An 18348-nucleotide genomic window follows, 5' to 3' on the forward strand; every position below is an offset into this window, starting at 1 on the left:
GGCACATCGTAGGCCCGCCCCGTCGGAGGGCAAGCGGTCAGGGAATCTCGAGCTCTCCCTCGACGACGAGCGCCGTCAGACCGCCCGAGCTGCGGGTCTCGTGGCTCTCGCCGGGCTCCCACAGCGCCGCGCGACCGGGGCCGAGCACGACGACCTCGCCGTTACCACCCGACACGTCGGCGTCACCGGCCAGCACGACGAGCAGCTGGCGGCCCACAGCGTCGTGGCGCCCGATGACCCCGCCCGGCTCGAGCGTCAGGACGACGTGGTGGGTGTCGCCGCCGCGGCCGACGGGCGACACGGCGAACCCGACGCTGCCGAAGTCGGCGACCGGGCGTCGGGGCAGGTCGGTGAGGTCGAGGACGCGCATGGTCCTGAGGCTAGGGGCTACCCGCCCGCCGGGCGTCCTGCGCGCGGCGACGACGCTGCGGCTAGGGTGGCCCCAGCGTCGTCGACCAGGAACCCGGTGAGAGTCCGGGACGGTCCCGCCACTGTGAGCCCGCCACTGCGAAGCGGAGGGTGAGTCAGGAACTGCCGGCAGCGCTTCGTTTCCTTTCGACCGCGGGGCGTGGACACCCCGCCGAGGAGTTCCAGTGACGCGCATCGCGCTGCTCTCGACGTCTGACACCGACCTGCTCTGCGCCCGCGGCAGCGGGGCCGACTACGTCGTGGCCAACCCGTCCCGGCCCGGCCACACCTCGATGGCCGAGGCGATCGAGGGCGCCGACGTCGTCGTCGCCCGCATCCTCGGCGGCCCGCAGGACCTCTGCGACGGCTTCCGTCGGATCGCCGCCACCGGCGTCCCGCTCGTCGTGCTCGGCGGCGAGCAGACGCCGAACGCCGCGCTGATGGAGCTGTCGACCGTCGCGCCGGGCATCGTCGCCGACGCGCACCGGTACCTCGCCGAGGGCGGCGCGGACAACCTCCGCGAGCTGCACGCCTTCCTCGGCGACACGCTCCTGCTGACCGGCGAGGCCTTCGAGCCGCCGCGGACGCTGCCGACGTGGGGAGTCCTCGACCGGCGGGAGATCGCGCCGAGCACGGACGCCGCGACCCCGGCCCCACGCGTCGGGATCCTCTTCTACCGGGCCCAGCACGCCGCCGAGAACACCGCCTACGTCCACGCCCTCGCCGACGCGGTCGACGCGGCGGGCGGCGTCGGCGTCCCGCTGTTCGTGTCGTCGCTGCGCGACGCGTCCGAGGACCTCCTCGAGCACCTGCGCAAGTACGACGCGCTCGTCACGACGGTCCTCGCCGCGGGCGGCACGCGTCCGGCGACCGCGAGCGCGGGCGAGGACGACGACGCGTGGGACGTGCAGGCCCTCGCCGCGCTCGACGTGCCGATCGTCCAGGGCCTGTGCCTGACGTGGAGCCGCGCCGACTGGGAGGCCTCCGACGACGGCATGAGCCCGCTCGACGTCGCGACGCAGGTGGCGGTGCCCGAGTTCGACGGCCGGATCATCGGGGGAGTGTTCTCCTTCAAGGAGACCGACGCCGACGGGCTCCCGCACTACGTGCCCGACCTCGAGCGATGCGGCCGCCTCGCCGCGCTGGTCGTCAACCATGCCCGGCTGCGCCACGTGCCGCCCGCCGAGCGGCGCGTCGCCGTCGTCCTGTCGGCCTACCCGAGCAAGCACTCGCGGCTCGGCAACGCCGTCGGCCTCGACACCCCCGTCTCGGTCATCCGGCTGCTGCGAGCGATGCGCGAGGTCGGCTACGACCTCGGCGCGCCCGGCGAGATCCCCGGCACCGGCCCGCTCGACCCCGTCGACGGCGAGGAGCCCGACACCACCGCGGGCAACGCCCTCATCCACGCGCTCATCGCCGCCGGCGGGCAGGACGAGGACTGGCTCACCCAGGAGCAGCTGAGCGGGCAGCCGGTGCGCATCCCCGCCGCTCGGTACCGCGAGTGGTTCGCCGAGCTGCCGGCCGAGCTGCGCGACGCCGTCACCGAGCACTGGGGTGACGCGCCGGGCGAGGTCTTCGTCGACCGGCACACCGACGCCGACGGCGAGCTCGTCGCCGCGAGCCTCCGCGCCGGCAACCTCGTCGTCCTCGTCCAGCCACCGCGCGGCTTCGGCGAGAACCCCATCGCGATCTACCACGACCCCGACCTCCCGCCCACACACCACTACCTCGCCGTGTACGGCTGGCTCGCAAGGGAGTTCGGCGCCCACGCCATCGTCCACATGGGCAAGCACGGCAACCTCGAGTGGCTGCCTGGCAAGAACCTCGCCCTCTCCGCGGCGTGCGGCCCGGACGCGGCGATCGGCTCGATCCCGCTCGTCTACCCGTTCCTCGTCAACGACCCCGGCGAGGGCGCCCAGGCCAAGCGCCGCGCCCACGCGACGATCGTCGACCACCTCGTGCCGCCGATGGCCCGGGCCGAGAGCTACGGCGACATCGCCCGGCTCGAGCAGCTGCTCGACGAGTACGGCAACGTCTCGGTCATGGACCCGGCCAAGGCGCCGGCCCTGCGCGCCGAGATCTGGTCGCTCATCAAGGCCGCCGAGATGCACCACGACCTCGGGCTCGCCGACCGGCCCGAGGACGACGACTTCGACGAGTTCGTCATGCACGTCGACGGTTGGCTCTGCGAGGTCAAGGACGTCCAGATCAGGGACGGCCTCCACGTTCTCGGCCAGGCCCCCGCGGGGGCGGGCCTGGCCGACCTCACCCTCGCGATCCTCCGCGCGAACCAGGTGTTCGCCGGGGCGACGGGGGCGGTCCCAGGTCTGCGGACGGCGCTCGGCCTGGGTGAGGGGCAGTCCGAGCGCCGGGCCGTGGACCGGGTGGAGGCGCAGGCCTCCGCCCTCGTCCACGCGCTCGCCGACGCCGGTTGGGACCCAGGCGCGGTGCCCGCGGTCATCGCGGCCACGCTCGACGCATCCGACCCAGGCGCGTCGGAGGTCCCCGATCTCGACGGCGTCCGCCGGTCGCTCGAGTTCGCCTGCCGCGAGGTGGTGCCGCGCCTGCTCGCCACCCGCGGGGAGATCGACGCCGTGCTCCACGCACTCGACGGTGGCTACACGCCGGCCGGGCCGTCGGGCTCACCGCTGCGTGGTCTCGTCAACGTGCTGCCGACCGGCCGCAACTTCTACTCCGTCGACCCCAAGGCCATCCCGAGCCGGCTCGCGTGGGACACCGGCCAGGCCCTCGCCGACGCCCTCCTCGAGCGGCACCGCGCCGACACCGGCGAGTGGCCGCGCTCGGTCGGCCTGTCGGTGTGGGGCACGTCGGCGATGCGCACGTCGGGCGACGACGTCGCCGAGGTCCTCGCCCTGCTCGGCGTCCGGCCGCGGTGGGACGAGATGTCGCGACGTGTCGTCGGCCTCGACCCGATCCCGCTCGCCGAGCTGGGTCGTCCCCGCATCGACGTCACCGTCCGCATCTCCGGCTTCTTCCGCGACGCGTTCCCGCATGTCATCGCGATGCTCGACGACGCCGTGCGCCTCGTCGCAGGCCTCGAGGAGCCCGACGCCGACAACTACATCCGCGCCCACGCGTCGGCCGACCTCGCCGAGCACGGCGACGACCGTCGGGCCACGACCCGCATCTTCGGCAGCAAGCCCGGCTCGTACGGCGCCGGCATCCTGCCGCTTATCGAGGCGGGCAGCTGGCGTACGGACGCCGACCTCGCCGAGGTGTACGCGACGTGGGGCGGGTTCGCCTACGGCCGTGACCTCGACGGCACCCCGGCCCGCGGCGACATGGAGCGCTCGTACCGGCGCATGGACGTGGCCGCCAAGAACGTCGACACACGAGAGCACGACATCGCCGACAGCGACGACTACTTCCAGTACCACGGCGGCATGGTCGCGACGGTCCGCGCGCTGACCGGCCGGGCACCCCGCGCCTACGTCGGCGACTCCACGACGCCCGACGCCGTCCGCACCCGCAGCCTCACCGAGGAGACGGCGCGCGTCTTCCGGGCCCGCGTCGTCAACCCGCGATGGATCGCCGCGATGCGTCGGCACGGCTACAAGGGCGCCTTCGAGCTGGCCGCCACCGTCGACTACCTCTTCGGGTTCGATGCGACGGCCGGCGTCGTCACCGACTGGATGTACGAGCAGCTCGCGCAGACCTACGTGCTCGACAAGGAGAACCAGGACTTCCTCCGGCACGCGAACCCGTGGGCGCTGCACGGCATGGTCGAGCGGCTCCACGAGGCCGTCGACCGCGGCCTGTGGGAGTCGCCCGACCCGCAGCTGCTCGCCGACCTCCAGCAGGTGTACCTCGACGTCGAGGGCGACCTCGAGGCGTGAGGTCGCCCTCGGGCGTCGGCGCGCGCTGCGTCGGCGCGTCCGGAGTCAGTGGCAGTAGAGCACCTGCGTCGAGTGGCCGGTCTCGTTCCACCGACGCGTCGACCACGAGAGGTTGACGGCGTACGCGCAGGCCGGGTCGGCGCTGACGTCGACGGGCTGCCCGCCGGTGCTCGTGCCGTTGTGCGGGCCGGTGTGGTGGCCGCGGAACCACGGCATCGCCATGCCTGGGGTGTACGCGCCGGCCGGCGTCGCCTTCGCGCCGGGTGACGCGTCCGAGTGGACCGTGCCGGCGTTGCTCGAGATCGTCACCGCGTAGTCACGCAGCATCGGGTGGTCGACCGTCGCGAGCAGGTGGATGGTGCTGACGCTCGAGAGCGGGTTGCAGGCGTTGGCATGCAGCTCCTCGAGGTCGAGGGCGACCTGCACCGGCGAGTTGTCGAAGACGACGGCCGCCAGGTGGTCCGACCACAGGACGGGCCCCGGGGTGCCGCCGTTCTCGCGCACCTCGAAGGCGAGGGCGTACCGGCGCACCGGCTCGCGCTCGGCGGGCGTCAGTGCGCGGCCGGCGTCGGCCTTGGTCAGCGCCGTGCTGAGCTTCGGCGGGTGCAGCGCCGTGATGGCCGCGGTGTTGACGACGGCGAGGTCGAAGGTGCGCAGGAAGGTCGACGGGCTCACCGTGACGACGGTCGAGCCGCCGGGCGGGTTCACGAGCGGCACGGTGACCGCGTGTCCGTCGAGCGTGAGCCAGCCGTCCGGGTCGGCGTCGGCCGCGGTGAGGACGACCGGGTGGGAGGTCGTCGTGCCGGTGCCGTCGTCGTAGAAGACGTAGCCGACATGGACGCTGCCCAGCTGGGAGGTCATCGGCTGCATCGACGCCGGGGCGACGCTCGGCAGCACCGACGCGTCCTCCGGGCCAGGCCAGGTCCACTCGCCCCAGAGGAACCGGTACTGCAGCGACGTGCCCGACACCGGGTGGCGCAGGGGGCAGTTGCCGTGCAGCGTCACCGAGCCACCGAAGAAGTAGTGCCCCGACGCGGTGTCGCCGTCGGTCGTGAAGGCCGCGCCCGCGGAGCCCGGCGCAGGGTGGATGTCGAAGACCTCGACCTGCTGCCAGTGCGGCTCGCTCTCGGGCCCGCCGCCGTGCACCTGGTCGGTGCAGAGGCTGACGCAGAAGCACGGGCCGATGTTCTGGCGCCCGCGGCGTCGGCCGTCGGACTGGGTCTCGGTGAGGATCGGCGTCGAGCCCAGGGTGGCGGTGAAGTACACGTCCGGACCGCCGACGAGCTCGACGTTCAGCCACGGCGACCACGGCGTCCGCTTGAAGTCGGCCGCGACGTAGCTGATGAGGAAGTGCCCGGTGCCGTCGGTCGTGGCGCTGCCGAGCGCGTCGTCCTGGAGCCAGTCGGCGTCGAAGGCCGACACGGTCGCGCCGGGCACCGCGACGCCACCGTCGCACGTCGTGAGCCGGCCGCAGATCGTCCACACGCCGAAGAGCGACAGGATGTGGCACCAGAACCGGTGCGGCACGACGTGCGACCACTCGGCCACGAGTCCCTTCTCGGTCTGTCGCCACTGCGGCTGGACGGTCGTCACGGCGACCTGCACCGGCTCGTGCGCACCGGCCTTGGGCCTGGCCACCGTGTCGAGGCGGACGTGCACCTCGACCGGGCCGCCGTCGTAGCCCTCGCGGCGGAACGCCACGGCGTACGCGCCGTCAGCGCCGACGGTCCCGGTGCCGAGCGGGGAGTCGCTGCGCGCATCGTCGGGACCGACGATGCGGTAGGTGTCCTTCGGCGCGGCTGCGGCAGCCTCCGTGACGTGCTCGCCCTTCGCGGCGTACACGAGCACCGCCCCGCCCGTGAGTGGTTCGCGGCAGTCGCCGTCGCACAGGGCGCCGAACACGGTGCCCCGGATCTCGTGGTGGTCCATCTCTCGTCCCCAGGCCCGGTGGCCCCGTCCCCGTGACGCGGCCCTCGGCAGGTCAGAGATCAGGACGAAGCGGCCTGATACGTGACGAGTCGGGCGCTAGCTGTAGATCCCGTGCTGGGCGTTCCACCGGCGGGCGCCCTGGTAGCCGTCGACCATGCCCCAGACCCAGAAGCCGAAGACACCGACGAACCCGACGAGGACGATGACGAACAGCCAGCTGACGAAGTAGCCGATGAGGATGCCGACGCCCTTGCCCACGTCGCCGTTGATCATGCTGCCGAGTCCCGGGAGGAAGAACGACGCGAGCAGGGACACCGCCGGGTTCTTCGGGGCGACCTGGGTGAAGTGGACGGGAGCGCCGGGCGCGGCCCACTGAGTCGGCCCCGCTCCCTGGTGCGGCAGCCCGTAGGCGTCCGTCGGCACCGGGGGTGCCATCGCCGGACGCGTGTGCGGCGTCCAGGCCTGCCCGTCCCAGTACCGCTCACCCTCGCCCGCCGGGTACCAACCCGCAGGCGCCGCAGGTCGCTCGTTCATGCGTGACTCCTCGTGCTTCGCCAAGGGCACGAGAGTAAGTCGGCGCGAGGGCCGACCTCGGCGTTTCGCCGGAACGGCTCGCCGTGTCCGCTGGCCTACGGGGCGACCGGGACGCAGGGAGGGCTGCCGGCGAGGCGGGCGGTGGTCTCGGCGTCGGCGGCCCGGGCCACACGGGTGATCCGCACGACGACCGTCGCCCACAGCGCGAACCCGACGACCGCCGACGCAAGCCGCCACCAGGCACTGACGACGATGCCCGGCTGCCAGTCCACCAACGGCACCAACGGGCTGACGTCGTCGCTGGTGAGGCGAGGCTGCCAGAGCGCGTAGCTGCACGTGGGCACCCAGCAGACCGCCCACGCGTACACCGCCCACGACGCGTGCCGCGTACCGTGCAGGACCCGGTCGAATCCCGCCAGGCGTCGCGCCGGGAGCACGAGGTTGCCGAGGGGGACGGCCCACATGATCCAGAGGCCACTGTCGGGGTGGTAGACGTCGACGAGGTCGGCGCGCACGAGGATGCGCTGCACCCGCACGAGCCAGATGCACGCGAGGACGCCCGCGAGGAGGAACGCGGCCGTGCCGAGGTTGGTCGTCACGTGTTCCACGGTCAGGACCGGGCTCGGGCCCGGGTCCTGACCGGCAACGGTCGCGTCCCACGCGGCCTGGAGTCCGAGCGCGTTGCCGGCGCGCACGGCCACCGGCAGCAGCGACAGGGCGCCGATCGCGAGGGCGGCAGCAGCCGGACGGGCGAGCTCGCGCGACTTCGTCGCGAAGGGCAGGGTGTCGGCGTACCCGTCGACCGCCCGCACTCCTGTCGTGGCGTCCCCCGTCGCGTCCATGGGCGAAGGGTACGCACCGCGGGTCAGCTGGGGCGGACCTTCGCCCAGTAGTACTCGTCGGAACGGGTGCCGTCGGGGTTGACGAGGCGCGCCGCGTGCAGGCCCTCGCGGGTGAACCCCGCCTTCTCGGCTGCACGGCCGGAGGCGACGTTGCCGACCTTGTGGCCGAGCTCGAGACGGGCGATCCCCGTCTGGGCGAAGACCCACTCCGTCACGAGCACGAGCGCGCGGGTCGTGTACCCGCGGCCGCGAAACTCCGGCAGCACGCCGTAGCCGATGAGCGCGACCCCGGGAGGTCCGAGCGAGAGCACGCCGATGAGCCCGGCGCCCTCGCCCGTGGCGGCGTCGACCATGACGAACCGGGCGCCCCGTCCCCGCCGCCAGTCGCGCGGCGCCTGGGCCGCGCTGCGTCGGGCGTCGGCCTCGGTCAGCCGATCGCTCGTGAAGCCCCACTTCAGCTGCTCGTCGTTGTTGTGCTCGCCGAGGACCACCGGCCAGTCGGCCGCCGTCATCGGACGCAGCGTCAGCTCGCCGTCGGACAGCGACACCAGGTCGGGGAAGGCCGGGAACGCAGGTCCGGCATGCCCCGGCGTCGGCGTGCCCTCCGGCGCGCGCAGCAGGTAGGTGTCCATGACCCAGCCGTGGCGCTCGCGGGCCTCGGCCCGAACCCGCCGCACCTCGTCGATGACGTCGGCGAGGCGGCCGCGTACGAGCAGCTCGTCGGGCGTGCCGAGGTAGGCGCCCCAGAACAGCTCGAGGTCGGGGGCGAGGTCGACGAGACCCGCGCACGCGAGGCCGCCGTCGAGCATGACGACGACGTCACCGAGCGACGCGTCGTACTCGTCGACGAGGCGCCGGCCGGTTGTGATGTGGATGGGAGCACCGATGCGGTTCAAGGGGATCCGGTGCCGCGCGGCGAGCAGCTGAGGGGCACTGACGCCGGGCAGCACGTCGAGCTCGACGTGCATCCCCCGGGCGGCCCAGCGGGTGACGAGGGCGTCGACGACGCGGATCGTCGAGTCGTAGAACGCCGGGTCGCCCCACACGAGGAATCCGACGGTCTCGACGCCGTCGCCGAGGCCCTCGACGACCGACGCGTAGGCGTCGACGCGTGCCGCGTGCCAGTCGCGCACCCCACGGTCGTAGCCGGCGGCGTCCCGGTCGGCGTCCGGGCCACGACGCGGGTCGGGCACCTCGACGAACCGGTAGGACGACCGGTCGGGCACGAAGGCGTCGACGACGGCCTGCCGCGCCGCGACGAGGTCGGTGGCGCGTTCGCCCTTGTCGGCAACGAGGAAGACGTCGACCGACGCGATCGCCTCGGCGGCCTCGCCCGTCACCTGGGCGGGACTGCCCATACCGATGCCGATGATGCGGATCCGCTTGATCACGAGACCTCCTCGCGTTCGGTTTCCACTGCGCGCCCGGCGCCGACGCGGGTCAGGGCCAGCAGGGCGTCGACGTCGACGTGCTCCTCCAGGGCGTCGGCAAGCGTGTCGAGCATCCGCTCACGCCGCTGCGCGAACCCCGGTGCCGACGCGTCGGGCTCCCACTCGGAGCCGCTTGCGCGGGCGACGCCGGTGAGCCAGGCGCGCCGGAACGCGTCGCTCTCGAAGGCGCCGTGCCACATGGTGCCCCACACGCTGCCGGCCCTCCAGCCGTCGAGGAACGGCTCGGGCTCGGCGCCGGGGTAGGGGTCGTCGTCGGGCAGGCGCGAGGCGATGCCGTGGTGGATCTCGTACGCGCCGTCGACGGGATGACCCGCCCACGAACCGGCCGGCCGCGCCAGGACCTTCGCCTCGCCGAAGGCGACGCGCGTCGGCAGCAGCCCGAGGCCGGGGACGGTACCGACGCGGCCCTCGACGTCGTCCTCGATCTCGTGGGCGAGCATCTGGTAACCGCCGCAGATCCCGAGCACCGGGCGCCCGGCCGCCGCCCGTCGCAGCACGACGTCGGTGAGGCCGCGTTCGCGGAGCCACGCGAGGTCGCTTGCAGTGGAACGGGACCCGGGCAGGATGACGAGGTCGGCGGCGTCGACGACGGCCGGGTCGACGGTGACGAGGACGTCGACGCCCGGCTCGACTGCGAGGGCGTCGACGTCGGTGGCGTTGGAGATGCGGGGCAGCCGGACCACGGCCACCTTGAGCCGGTCTCGGGCCGTCGCGGACAGTGCCGTCGACGCGCGCCAGTGCCCGACCTCGAGGGTGTCCTCGCTGTCGAGCCACACGTCGAGCAGCCACGGCACGACGCCGTGGAACGGCACCCCGGTGCGTCGCGTGATCTCCTCGAGCCCGGGCTCGAGCACCGACACGTCGCCGCGGAACTTGTTGATGACGAAGGCCTTCAGCAGCTCACGGTCGGTGTCGTCGAGCAGGGCCCACGTGCCGTAGAGGGCCGCGAGGATGCCGCCGCGGTCGATGTCACCGACGACGACCACCGGCAGACCGAACTCGCGGGCGAGCCCCATGTTGACGTAGTCGCCGGATCGGAGGTTGACCTCGGCGGGGGAGCCCGCGCCCTCGCACACGACGACGTCGTAGGCGTCGGCGAGCTCGCGGTAGGCGGCGAAGGCGGCCTCGCGCAGGTGGGCCCGCCCGGTCGCGTACTGACCGGCCTCGAGCGTCCCGGACGGCTCGCCGCGCACGACGACGAAGGCCCGCCGGTCGGTTCCCGGCTTGAGCAGCACCGGGTTCATCGCCGTCGTCGGCACGAGCCCGGCGGCCAGCGCCTGGAGGTACTGGGCGCGGCCGATCTCGCCGCCGTCAGCGCACACCATCGAGTTGTTCGACATGTTCTGCGCCTTGAACGGCGCCACCCGCAGCCCGCGCCGCGCGAGCACCCGGCACAGCCCGGCGACGAGCACCGACTTGCCGGCGTCCGACGACGTGCCGGCGACGAGCAGGCCCGACGGGGGCGGGGAGGACGACGCGACCACCCGCCCATCCTGCCGGAGCAGCCCCACTCACGGGCACCCGGTCCTACGCTGCGGGGATGGCCTCGACCTTCGACCAGGCGAACGCGTTCCAGCGAGGGCTGCGCCGGTTCTCGGCCACCGCGCCGGGGTCGTGGTTCTTCAAGCGGGTCCTGCACCACCTCGACCTCGTCGGTCACCGCCTCGCACCGGGCCGGCCGGCCGTCAGCACCGTCCTCGCCGGCATCCCCGTGGGGCTGCTCACAACCTCCGGGGCGCGGTCAGGGCAGCCGCGCACGGTGCCCCTCCTGGCCGTCCCGCTCGACGACGGCTGGGGCCTCATCGCGTCACGCTTCGGCTCCGAGCGCCCGCCCGCCTGGTACTTCAACCTGCGGGCCGACCCGCGCGCCACCTTCGAGGTGGACGGCGTCGCCCACCCCGTCCACGCCGAGCAGCTCGTCGGTCCCGACCGGGAGCGGGTGCGCCGTGCCGCGCTCGCCATCTACCCCGGCTACGCCGTGTACGAGGACCGCGCGGGCGGGCGCGATCTCGGCTTCTTCGTCCTGCGCCCGGCGACTCCCGTGCCCGACGCGGGGCCCGACGGTCGCGCGGACGGCGCCGCGCCGGCGTGAAGCCACCGCGACGACGCCGGGCCACCCGATCACGGGTGGCCCGGCGTCGACTCGTGCGGCGCGGTGCCGGGACGGTGGCTCGGGCGTCGGTCTACTCCGGGTCGCCGTCGGCGAGCAGCTGGTAGAGCTTGCGGCGGGTCTCGGTGAGGATCTCCGCGGCCTCGGCCCGCTGCTGCGAGGTGCCCGTCGTGACGATCTGCCACATGGCCCCCATGACCTGGCCGACGATCGGCATGAGCTCGGTGCCGGAACGCTGGTCGCGCGGAGCGCTCTCGGGGCCTTCCTCGCCCGGCTCCTCGAAGGCGCGCCACGTGGCGGCCATCTCCTCGGCGTTCTCCTCGACGTAGGCGCGCCCGGCGTCGGTGAGGCGCAGCAGTCGCCGGCCCTCGACGTCGCGCCCCTCGACGAGGCCTTCGTCCTCGAGCTGCTGGACGGTGGGGTAGACCGAGCCGGGGCTCGGCTTCCACGCGCCGCCGCTGCGCTCGGAGATCTGCTGGATCAGCTGGTAGCCGTTCATCTCGTCGCCCGCGAGGACGTCGAGGATGGCGGCGCGCACGTCGCCGCGTCGGGCGCGGGGGCCGCGGCGTCCGCCGAACTCGGGGCCGAAGCCGGGTCCGCCGAAGTGGCGGACGAGGTCGGCGACCCACGGGGGCGGGCCGGGGCGTCCGCGGCCGTGGCCACCGGGCGGTCCCCAGGGCCCTCGGCCGCCGGGTCCGGGTCCCCAGCCGCCCCAGCCCTGGTCCCATCCGGATTCGCGTCGGGTGTGTCGGTGTCCGTGCATCGGACTCTCCTTTCCGTCGCGACCCACGAACAGTCGCGATACGTTGACGATATATCGCGAACGGTCGGAAGGGAAGAGATGGTTCCCGGGGTCGTGAGAAAAGTCGGGCCGTGTACGTATCACCGGCTCTGTCTGCGTCTCTGCACGTCTAGGGCCATGCGTAGACCTCCCGAGACACCCGTCGACACTCGCCGGACGCCAACGGAAGGCCCCGAAACGTCACCGGCTCGTCGTCGGAGATTTCTCATGGTTCGTTGAGGTATGCAGCAGGTTTGGTTACGGTTCGACGGTGGCGGAGTGACTTCTTCGCCGTGAGGAGGCTGTACGTGGCGACCAACCAGAGGAACGGTGCGGCAGACGGCAGGACGATGACGGCCGGCAGGCCCGCGCCGATCACGAGGAGGCACGCGATGGGGGACGGTGCCGCTATGCCGATCGGCGAGAAGCGCACGCTCCGCCTGCAGTGGGCCCCGTCCGCAGCCCCGCGGATCCGGCGCGAGCTCGTCGCCGACCTCGTCGCGCGTCAGGTGACCCCCGAGGTCGTCGACGAGGCCGAGATCGTCGTCAGCGAGCTCGTCGCCAACGCCGTGCGCCACGCGCGGCCCCTGACCGACGGCGCCATCCGGATCCACTGGAAGGTCAAGAACAACGTCGTCGAGGTCGAGGTCTCCGACGGCGGCGGCCCGACCGTCCCGCGCCCCTCGCCGCCCACGACCTGGGGCCCCGGCGGCCGCGGCCTGCGCATCGTGCGCTCCCTGGCCCACGAGTGGGGCGTCATCGACGACCCGAACGGCCGCACGGTCTGGGCCTCCCTCGGCGGGCCCTCCCGCCGCCGCTCGCACTGAGCGACACGTCGGCATGACGCCGACGGCGGCGCTGACGTCGGCACTGCCCGACCCCGCCCTCGTCGTCCTCGTCGGGGCCTCCGGCTCGGGCAAGTCGACGTGGGCGCTCGACCGCTACCGGGCCGCCGAGGTCGTCGCCTCGGACGCCCTGCGCGCCGTCGTCGGCAGCGGTGAGCACGACCTCGACGCGTCGGTCGACGCCTTCGCCGTGCTCGAGACGGTCGTCGACGCTCGCCTGCGGCGCCGGCTCACGACCGTCGTCGACACGCTCGGCACCGACGCGTCCCGCCGCACCCGCTGGCTCGCGGCGGCCCGCGCCGCCGGGCTGCCCGCCGTGGTCGTCGTCCTCGACACCCCGGCCGCACTGTGCCGGGAGCGCAACCGCGCCCGCGAGCGCGCCGTGCCGGCACGCGTCCTCACCGCCCAGCTCGCCGCAGTGGCGTCGGTCCGCGAGGCCCTCGCGGCCGAGGGCTGGGACGCCGTCCACGTCGTCGCGCCCGACGCGGCCGGGCGTGTCAGTGCCGAGACCGGCCGCGTCGACGAGCGCGCATCCGGCCCGGCACGCGTCCCTGGCCTGCGTGGCGCCGTCGTGCTGCAGGTGTCGCGGTTCCCGGCCGACACCGACCTGCTCGAGTGGCTGCGCGGCGTCGCGACCGCCGCCGAGGAGGCGGGGTTCGCCGGGCTGGCGCTCATGGACCACCTGATCCAGATCCCGCAGGTCGGGCGGGCGTGGGACCCGATCCCCGAGCCGTGGGTGACGCTCGGGGCGCTCGCCGCGTCGTCGACCCGCCTGCACCTCGGCACGCTCGTCTCGCCGGTCACCTTCCGGCCGGCGGGCGTCACCGCCAAGGCGGCCGCGACGCTCGACGCCCTGACCGGCGGCCGTGCGTTCGTCGGCGTCGGCGCCGGGTGGTGGGAGCGCGAGCACGCCGCGTACGGCATCCCGTTCCCGGCGCCCAAGCGGCGCCTCGACCTGCTCGAGGCCGGGCTCGAGACGATGCACGCGCTCTGGGCGCGGGGCACGAAACCGTATGCCGGACGCCACGTCCTGCTGCCCGAGACGACGCTCTACCCGCGCCCCGTCGGCGACCTGCCCGTCCTCGTCGGCGGGGGAGGGGACCGCACGCTGCGCGTCGCCGCTCGACTCGCCGACGGCTGCAACGTGCCCTCCGACGCCGCAGGCCTCGCGAAGATCGCCCGCTACCTCGACCTCGTCGAGGCCGCCGGCCGCGACCGCGAGGCCGTCCTCGCCACGGTCCTCGACGTACCCGTCGTCGGCGCCGACCGCGACGCCGTGTGGTCGGCCGTCGAGCGCCACCGCGGCCGCACCCCCGCCGCGACCTTCGCCGAGCGCCACCACGCGGGCACGCCGCAGGCCCACCGCGAGCGCCTGGCCCGGCTCGCCGACGCCGGCGTCACGACCGTGTTCCTCGCGCCGCCGGACCTCCGGGAACCCGACGACGTCCTGGCCCTCGCGCCCCTCGCGAGCGCCCTGGCGTGAGGCCACGCGCGTGCGGCCACGCGTGCGGCCACTAAGGTGGCGCGCATGGGTAAGGCATCTCGTCGTCCGCGCGGCGCCCGCGCCGACCGCACCACTCGTCCCGCACCGGCCCCCTTCGTCGCCCGGCCCTTCGAGGGCCTGCCCGGCGAGACCGAATGGGTCGCGATGCGCGAGATCGTCCCGGCGGCCACGGCCACCGTGCGGTTCGCCAAGGGCAAGGCCCCCGAGGGCGCGCCCGACGAGGTCACCATCGCCACCGTGCTGCCGCTCGCCTGGCCGGGCCTGCACCGCGACAACGGCGAGGTGCTCGTCGGCATCCAGTCCGGCAACGCCAGCGGCGACACGAGCCGCGACATCGCCCAGGCCATCGCGCTGGCCGTCGAGGCCGACGCCGGCACGCCGGTGCAGACCCTCCCGGTCTCGTCGGTCGACACCACGCGCCTGCAGGACCTCCTCGACCTCGACGCGCCGTTCGAGGTCGACCTGCACGACGGCTTCGACTTCTGGGTCGCCGACGCCGAGCTCGACGCCGACGGCCAGGAGTCGCTCCAGCGCGCCAACGAGTCGGCCATCCCGACCGTCAAGCTCTCCGCGGCCCCGTCCTGCTACTGGTGCCGCATCGGCGAGCGCACGTACGTCCGCTGGGTGCTGCCCTTCGCCGAGGACACCGCCACCACGGCCCTCGCGCGCCTCCACGCGTCCGGCGACAGCCTGCTCGGCGGCGAGGGCCGACTGCTCGGATGCTTCCGCTCGAGCGGCCTGCTCATCCCGGTGTGGGAGGTCGACCCGTCGGCCGAGCCGGCCTCGTTCGAGGACGCCGTCACGGCGATGAAGGAGCGCATCGACGCCGCAGCCGCCTCCACCGAGCCGCTCACCGCCGAGGAGCGCGGAGCCAAGGCCGGCCTGACGAACCGTCAGGTGACCCTCCGCTGAGCGGCTCCGCGACGGTGACCGCGCAGCGGCCCACGGGCGAGCCGCCCGTCGTCGTCGTCATCCCGGCCCGTGACGAGTCGGCCCGGATCGTCGAGACGATCCGCGGCGTGCGCACCATCCCGGGCGTCGTGGCGGTCATCGTGGTCGACGACGGCTCGACCGACCGCACGGCCGTCCTCGCGAGCCAGGAGGGCGCCGAGGTCGTCAAGCTCGTGCGCCACCACGGCAAGGCCGACGCCATGATGAGCGGCCTCGGTCGCCTGGCCGGGCTGCGCCGCGTCGGACGCGTCGACGCCGAGGCCTCGGTGCTCTTCGTCGACGCCGACCTCGAGGCGTCCGCGCAGGCAGTCGGTGCCCTCGTCGGGCCCGTCGCGCGTGGCGAGGCCGACCTCACCATCGCCACCCTGCCCGAGCAGCAGCAGTCCGGGGGCGGGCACGGGCTCGTCGTCGGGCTCGCGCGCCGCGGCATCGAGGAGCTGACCGGCTGGGCGCCGAAGCAGCCGCTGTCCGGGATGCGCTGCCTGTCACCGGCGGCGGTGGCGGCTGCCACCCCGTTCGCGCGCGGATGGGGCGTCGAGGTCGGCATGACGATCGACGCGATCGACGCCGGCCTCACCGTCGTCGAGGTGCCGTGCGAGCTCTACCACCGCGTCACGGGCCACGACTGGCGCTCCCAGGTGCACCGGGCCGCGCAGTACCGCGACGTCGCCCTCGCCATCGGCGTCCGTCGCCTCCGCCGCCGCCTCGGCACCGACTGAGGCAGGCCCAGAGCACGGTTCGGCGCGCCGTCACGCCTGGACTGACGAGCGAAACGAGCGAAGCGAGTGAGCCGAGGAGGGAAGGCGTGACGTCGGGCGCGCCGAACCCGGGCGAGCGAAGCGAGCCCAGACAACTCAGAGCGAAGCGAGTCAGCCGAGGAGGGAAGGCGTGACGTCGGTGCGCGCCGAACACGGCGAGCGAAACGAGCCAGACTTACAAATGGTGGCGGTCGCGGCGGCGGCGGACCGGGGCGTTGCGCGCCTCGATCGACAGGAAGTGCATGGCCGCCGAGATGACGAGCGGCACCGTGAAGATCGTGGCCACCGGCGGGATCGCCGCGCCGGAGTCGTTGGTGAGGAAGCCGATGACGGCCATGACGACGATCGACCACAGGCCGCGGTGCAGCAGCGGCGCCTCCTCGAGCAGGCGTCGCAGCGGCTCGGTGCCGAGCGCGCCCGGCCGGGCCAGCACGTAGACGCCGAGGGCGGTGATCGCGACGACCACGACGAGCAGCACCGGCAGGTGGACCGCGAGGTCGACGTTGGCCCACAGCTTGCGCGACATGACGTCCCACGCGCCGCCGTCGATGACGGTCTGCAGGAACCGGCCCGGGTGGCTGCGCTCGGACTCCGGGCGGCGCCAGTCGAGGTAGGAGACGCCGCCGACGACGAGCCCGGCGACGACGAGCACGAGCACCACGTTGCGCAGCGAGGTCTTCCAGCCGAGCACGCCCATGAGGAGGAAGCCGAGCGCCGGCACGAGGGCGATCGGGCCGCCGAAGTCGGCACCCCAGGCGGGCAGCACGTCGACCGCGAGCGCCGCACCGCCGATGATGACGACGGCGAAGACCGCGAGGCGCGGGGCCTCGCGGCGCACCAGCGCGTGCGCCATCGCCGCGCAGAGCAGGAGCACCGCCGACGCGTAGAGGGCGAACGCGACGTTGCCCATGCCGTAGAAGCGGCCGCCGACGAGGGGCTGGAGACCGAAGATCGAGGAGATCTGCAGCCGGGAGCCGGTGATGAGGTCGATGCCGATGACGGCCGCCGTGAGCGCCGACATCGTCGCCAGCGGCCCGAGCGCCGAGCTGCTCCACGGCCCGCTCAGGGAGATGAAGGCCAGGGCGGCGCTCATGACGAGCACGAGACCGAGGAGCATCGCGGTGAGCACGACGGTGTTCTCCGACCACCGCCACCACGGCACGAGGTTGGCCAGGAAGGTCGCGGCCGGCATCGCGGCGCCGGTGATGCCGACGAGGCGCACGAGCCGCAGCCCGCGCTGACGCGTCAGGCGCTGGTTCCACGGCCGGGCCCGGCGCACGCTCCACCAGAGCGCGAGGAGGGCCAGCACCATCGTCGAGAGCCAGATGATCAGGAACGGCGCGACGATGCGGTGCATCGCGTCGGCCTTGGTGTCGATGTCGGTGAGGACGGTCAGCTTCGTCGCGGCCGTGGACTCGCTGTTGTTCGCCGACGGCACGACCGACAGGGCCCGGCCGCCGATGCCGGTGAGGGGGTTGACGCCGCCGCGCTGCATGATCGTCGCGGTGATGTCGGACAGCTGCGCGACGCCGGTGGTGCGGGTCGAGGCCGAGGCGAGCAGGCCCGGCCCGTAGTGCGGCCCGGTGGCAGTGAGCAGCCGCAGGCGCTCCTGCCGGTCGCGGTCGGACAGGCTGACGACGACGAGGTCGGCGCCGTTGGGCATGGCGTCGACGACCTGGTCGAGGCGCCGCTCGAGGATGTTGATCCGCTCGACCTGCTTCGCCGGGTTCGGGTCGGTGGCATCGAGCGAGCCGACGTCGACGATCGACACCGGGCACTGGGCCAGGTCCGACACGAGCGTCGTGACGGAGAACTCGGAGTACTTGGCGACCTTGCCGTCGCTCGTGGCCGCCGCGAGACCCGCGCCGGGGCCGACCGCCTGGATGCACGTGTTGCCCTTGGCGAAGCTGTCGCCGAGCAGGCCCATCTGTGCGCGGAACTCCGACTGGGCGGAGTTCTCGGCGAGGGCGTCGTAGCCGATGACGCGGAAGCCCTGGGCGGCGTTGCCGGCGACCGACGGCAGCGGCCCGCACTCGGGCCGGTCGGACTCGGCGGCCGGGCCCGCGGACTCGCCGGCGCCGACCGTCGACCAGCCGTCGACCGGGCACGTCGTGAGGCCGAGCGTCTTGACCGACACCGACGCGGCCGAACCGTCGCGGAGCAGGCCCCACAGGGTCGGTGTCTTCTCGGGACTCACGTCGTCCCACGACAGGCCCCCGATCCCGACGACGACGAGCGACTCGCCCGGCTTCGGCGTGGAGGTCGGCGGCACCGGGACCTCGCTGCGCTTGACGTACGCGAGGGTCAGCACGGCCACCACAGCGAGGAGGGCGACGACGAGCGTCTTGACGGGGTGGCGGCGGATCACGCAGGACAGA

At 73.8% G+C, this 18348-nt stretch carries 14 protein-coding genes and 1 riboswitch; of the genes, 6 read left to right on the top strand and 8 right to left on the bottom strand.

The window, feature by feature from the left end; all coding sequences use genetic code 11:
• Positions 1-37 precede the first annotated feature (37 nt).
• Positions 38-370 carry a cupin domain-containing protein gene (locus RY076_RS17830; protein WP_323100432.1) on the bottom strand — a complete coding sequence of 111 codons (333 nt, stop codon included), beginning with the start codon at positions 368-370 and terminating at the stop codon, positions 38-40.
• Positions 371-456: 86 nt separating this feature from the next.
• Positions 457-534, top strand: a riboswitch (cobalamin riboswitch).
• A gap of 59 nt (positions 535-593) precedes the next feature.
• Here RY076_RS17830 and cobN point away from each other — a divergent pair.
• Positions 594-4265 carry a cobaltochelatase subunit CobN gene (gene cobN / locus RY076_RS17835; protein WP_323100433.1) on the top strand — a complete coding sequence of 1224 codons (3672 nt, stop codon included), beginning with the start codon at positions 594-596 and terminating at the stop codon, positions 4263-4265.
• Positions 4266-4310: 45 nt separating this feature from the next.
• Here the strand turns inward: cobN and RY076_RS17840 are convergent, their stop codons facing one another.
• The 5 genes from RY076_RS17840 to RY076_RS17860 form a co-directional block, all read right to left on the bottom strand.
• Positions 4311-6194 (bottom strand): transthyretin-like family protein, encoded by a 1884-nt coding sequence (locus tag RY076_RS17840; RefSeq protein WP_323100434.1) that lies wholly within the window; start codon positions 6192-6194, stop codon positions 4311-4313.
• A gap of 96 nt (positions 6195-6290) precedes the next feature.
• A complete protein-coding gene (locus tag RY076_RS17845) occupies positions 6291-6728 on the bottom strand; it encodes a DUF2510 domain-containing protein (protein WP_323100436.1) in 438 nt (145 codons plus the stop codon).
• Between the two features lie 95 nt (positions 6729-6823).
• Positions 6824-7570 (bottom strand): hypothetical protein, encoded by a 747-nt coding sequence (locus RY076_RS17850; RefSeq protein ID WP_323100438.1) that lies wholly within the window; start codon positions 7568-7570, stop codon positions 6824-6826.
• Positions 7571-7593: 23 nt separating this feature from the next.
• The gene (gene cobF, locus RY076_RS17855; protein WP_323100440.1) at positions 7594-8961 is read right to left on the bottom strand and encodes a precorrin-6A synthase (deacetylating); all 1368 of its coding nucleotides are present in this window, start codon (positions 8959-8961) and stop codon (positions 7594-7596) included.
• Positions 8958-10505: a cobyric acid synthase gene (locus RY076_RS17860; protein ID WP_323100442.1), complete on the bottom strand. Its 1548-nt coding sequence runs from the start codon at positions 10503-10505 to the stop codon at positions 8958-8960. The genes cobF and RY076_RS17860 overlap by 4 nt, the downstream gene beginning before the upstream one ends.
• 56 nt (positions 10506-10561) lie before the next feature.
• Between RY076_RS17860 and RY076_RS17865 the strand changes: the two genes are divergently transcribed.
• Positions 10562-11113, top strand: coding sequence for a nitroreductase/quinone reductase family protein (locus RY076_RS17865; RefSeq protein WP_323100444.1), 552 nt, complete (start codon positions 10562-10564; stop codon positions 11111-11113).
• 91 nt (positions 11114-11204) lie between these two features.
• Here RY076_RS17865 and RY076_RS17870 read toward each other — a convergent pair whose 3' ends face one another.
• Positions 11205-11894 carry a PadR family transcriptional regulator gene (locus tag RY076_RS17870; RefSeq protein ID WP_323100445.1) on the bottom strand — a complete coding sequence of 230 codons (690 nt, stop codon included), beginning with the start codon at positions 11892-11894 and terminating at the stop codon, positions 11205-11207.
• 428 nt (positions 11895-12322) lie between these two features.
• Here RY076_RS17870 and RY076_RS17875 point away from each other — a divergent pair, with 428 nt between their 5' ends.
• The 4 genes from RY076_RS17875 to RY076_RS17890 are packed head-to-tail and all read left to right on the top strand — an operon-like array spanning position 12323 to position 15931.
• On the top strand, positions 12323-12739 hold the full coding sequence (locus RY076_RS17875) for an ATP-binding protein (RefSeq protein WP_323100446.1): 417 nt from the start codon (positions 12323-12325) through the stop codon (positions 12737-12739).
• A 13-nt stretch (positions 12740-12752) separates the two neighbouring features.
• Entirely contained in the window at positions 12753-14240 is a 1488-nt protein-coding gene (locus RY076_RS17880; protein WP_323100447.1) for an LLM class flavin-dependent oxidoreductase, read from the top strand.
• A 45-nt stretch (positions 14241-14285) separates the two neighbouring features.
• Positions 14286-15173 (top strand): DUF5926 family protein, encoded by an 888-nt coding sequence (locus tag RY076_RS17885; RefSeq protein ID WP_323100449.1) that lies wholly within the window; start codon positions 14286-14288, stop codon positions 15171-15173.
• A 14-nt stretch (positions 15174-15187) separates the two neighbouring features.
• A complete protein-coding gene (locus tag RY076_RS17890) occupies positions 15188-15931 on the top strand; it encodes a glycosyltransferase (RefSeq protein ID WP_323100451.1) in 744 nt (247 codons plus the stop codon).
• Between the two features lie 214 nt (positions 15932-16145).
• Here the strand turns inward: RY076_RS17890 and RY076_RS17895 are convergent, their stop codons facing one another.
• Positions 16146-18338 (bottom strand): hypothetical protein, encoded by a 2193-nt coding sequence (locus RY076_RS17895; RefSeq protein WP_323100453.1) that lies wholly within the window; start codon positions 18336-18338, stop codon positions 16146-16148.
• Positions 18339-18348: the final 10 nt, after the last annotated feature.

This window comes from Intrasporangium zincisolvens (assembly GCF_034724055.1).
Lineage (GTDB): Bacteria > Actinomycetota > Actinomycetes > Actinomycetales > Dermatophilaceae > Monashia > Monashia zincisolvens.

Bases quoted from the DNA above. Each gene is read 5' to 3' on its own strand.
- RY076_RS17870 (WP_323100445.1), bottom strand. From the start codon at position 11,894: ATGCACGGACACCGACACACCCGACGCGAATCCGGATGGGACCAGGGC.
- RY076_RS17885 (WP_323100449.1), top strand. From the start codon at position 14,286: ATGGGTAAGGCATCTCGTCGTCCGCGCGGCGCCCGCGCCGACCGCACC.
- RY076_RS17830 (WP_323100432.1), bottom strand. From the start codon at position 370: ATGCGCGTCCTCGACCTCACCGACCTGCCCCGACGCCCGGTCGCCGAC.
- RY076_RS17875 (WP_323100446.1), top strand. From the start codon at position 12,323: ATGCCGATCGGCGAGAAGCGCACGCTCCGCCTGCAGTGGGCCCCGTCC.
- RY076_RS17845 (WP_323100436.1), bottom strand. From the start codon at position 6,728: ATGAACGAGCGACCTGCGGCGCCTGCGGGTTGGTACCCGGCGGGCGAG.
- RY076_RS17880 (WP_323100447.1), top strand. From the start codon at position 12,753: ATGACGCCGACGGCGGCGCTGACGTCGGCACTGCCCGACCCCGCCCTC.
- RY076_RS17865 (WP_323100444.1), top strand. From the start codon at position 10,562: ATGGCCTCGACCTTCGACCAGGCGAACGCGTTCCAGCGAGGGCTGCGC.
- RY076_RS17850 (WP_323100438.1), bottom strand. From the start codon at position 7,570: ATGGACGCGACGGGGGACGCCACGACAGGAGTGCGGGCGGTCGACGGG.
- RY076_RS17840 (WP_323100434.1), bottom strand. From the start codon at position 6,194: ATGGACCACCACGAGATCCGGGGCACCGTGTTCGGCGCCCTGTGCGAC.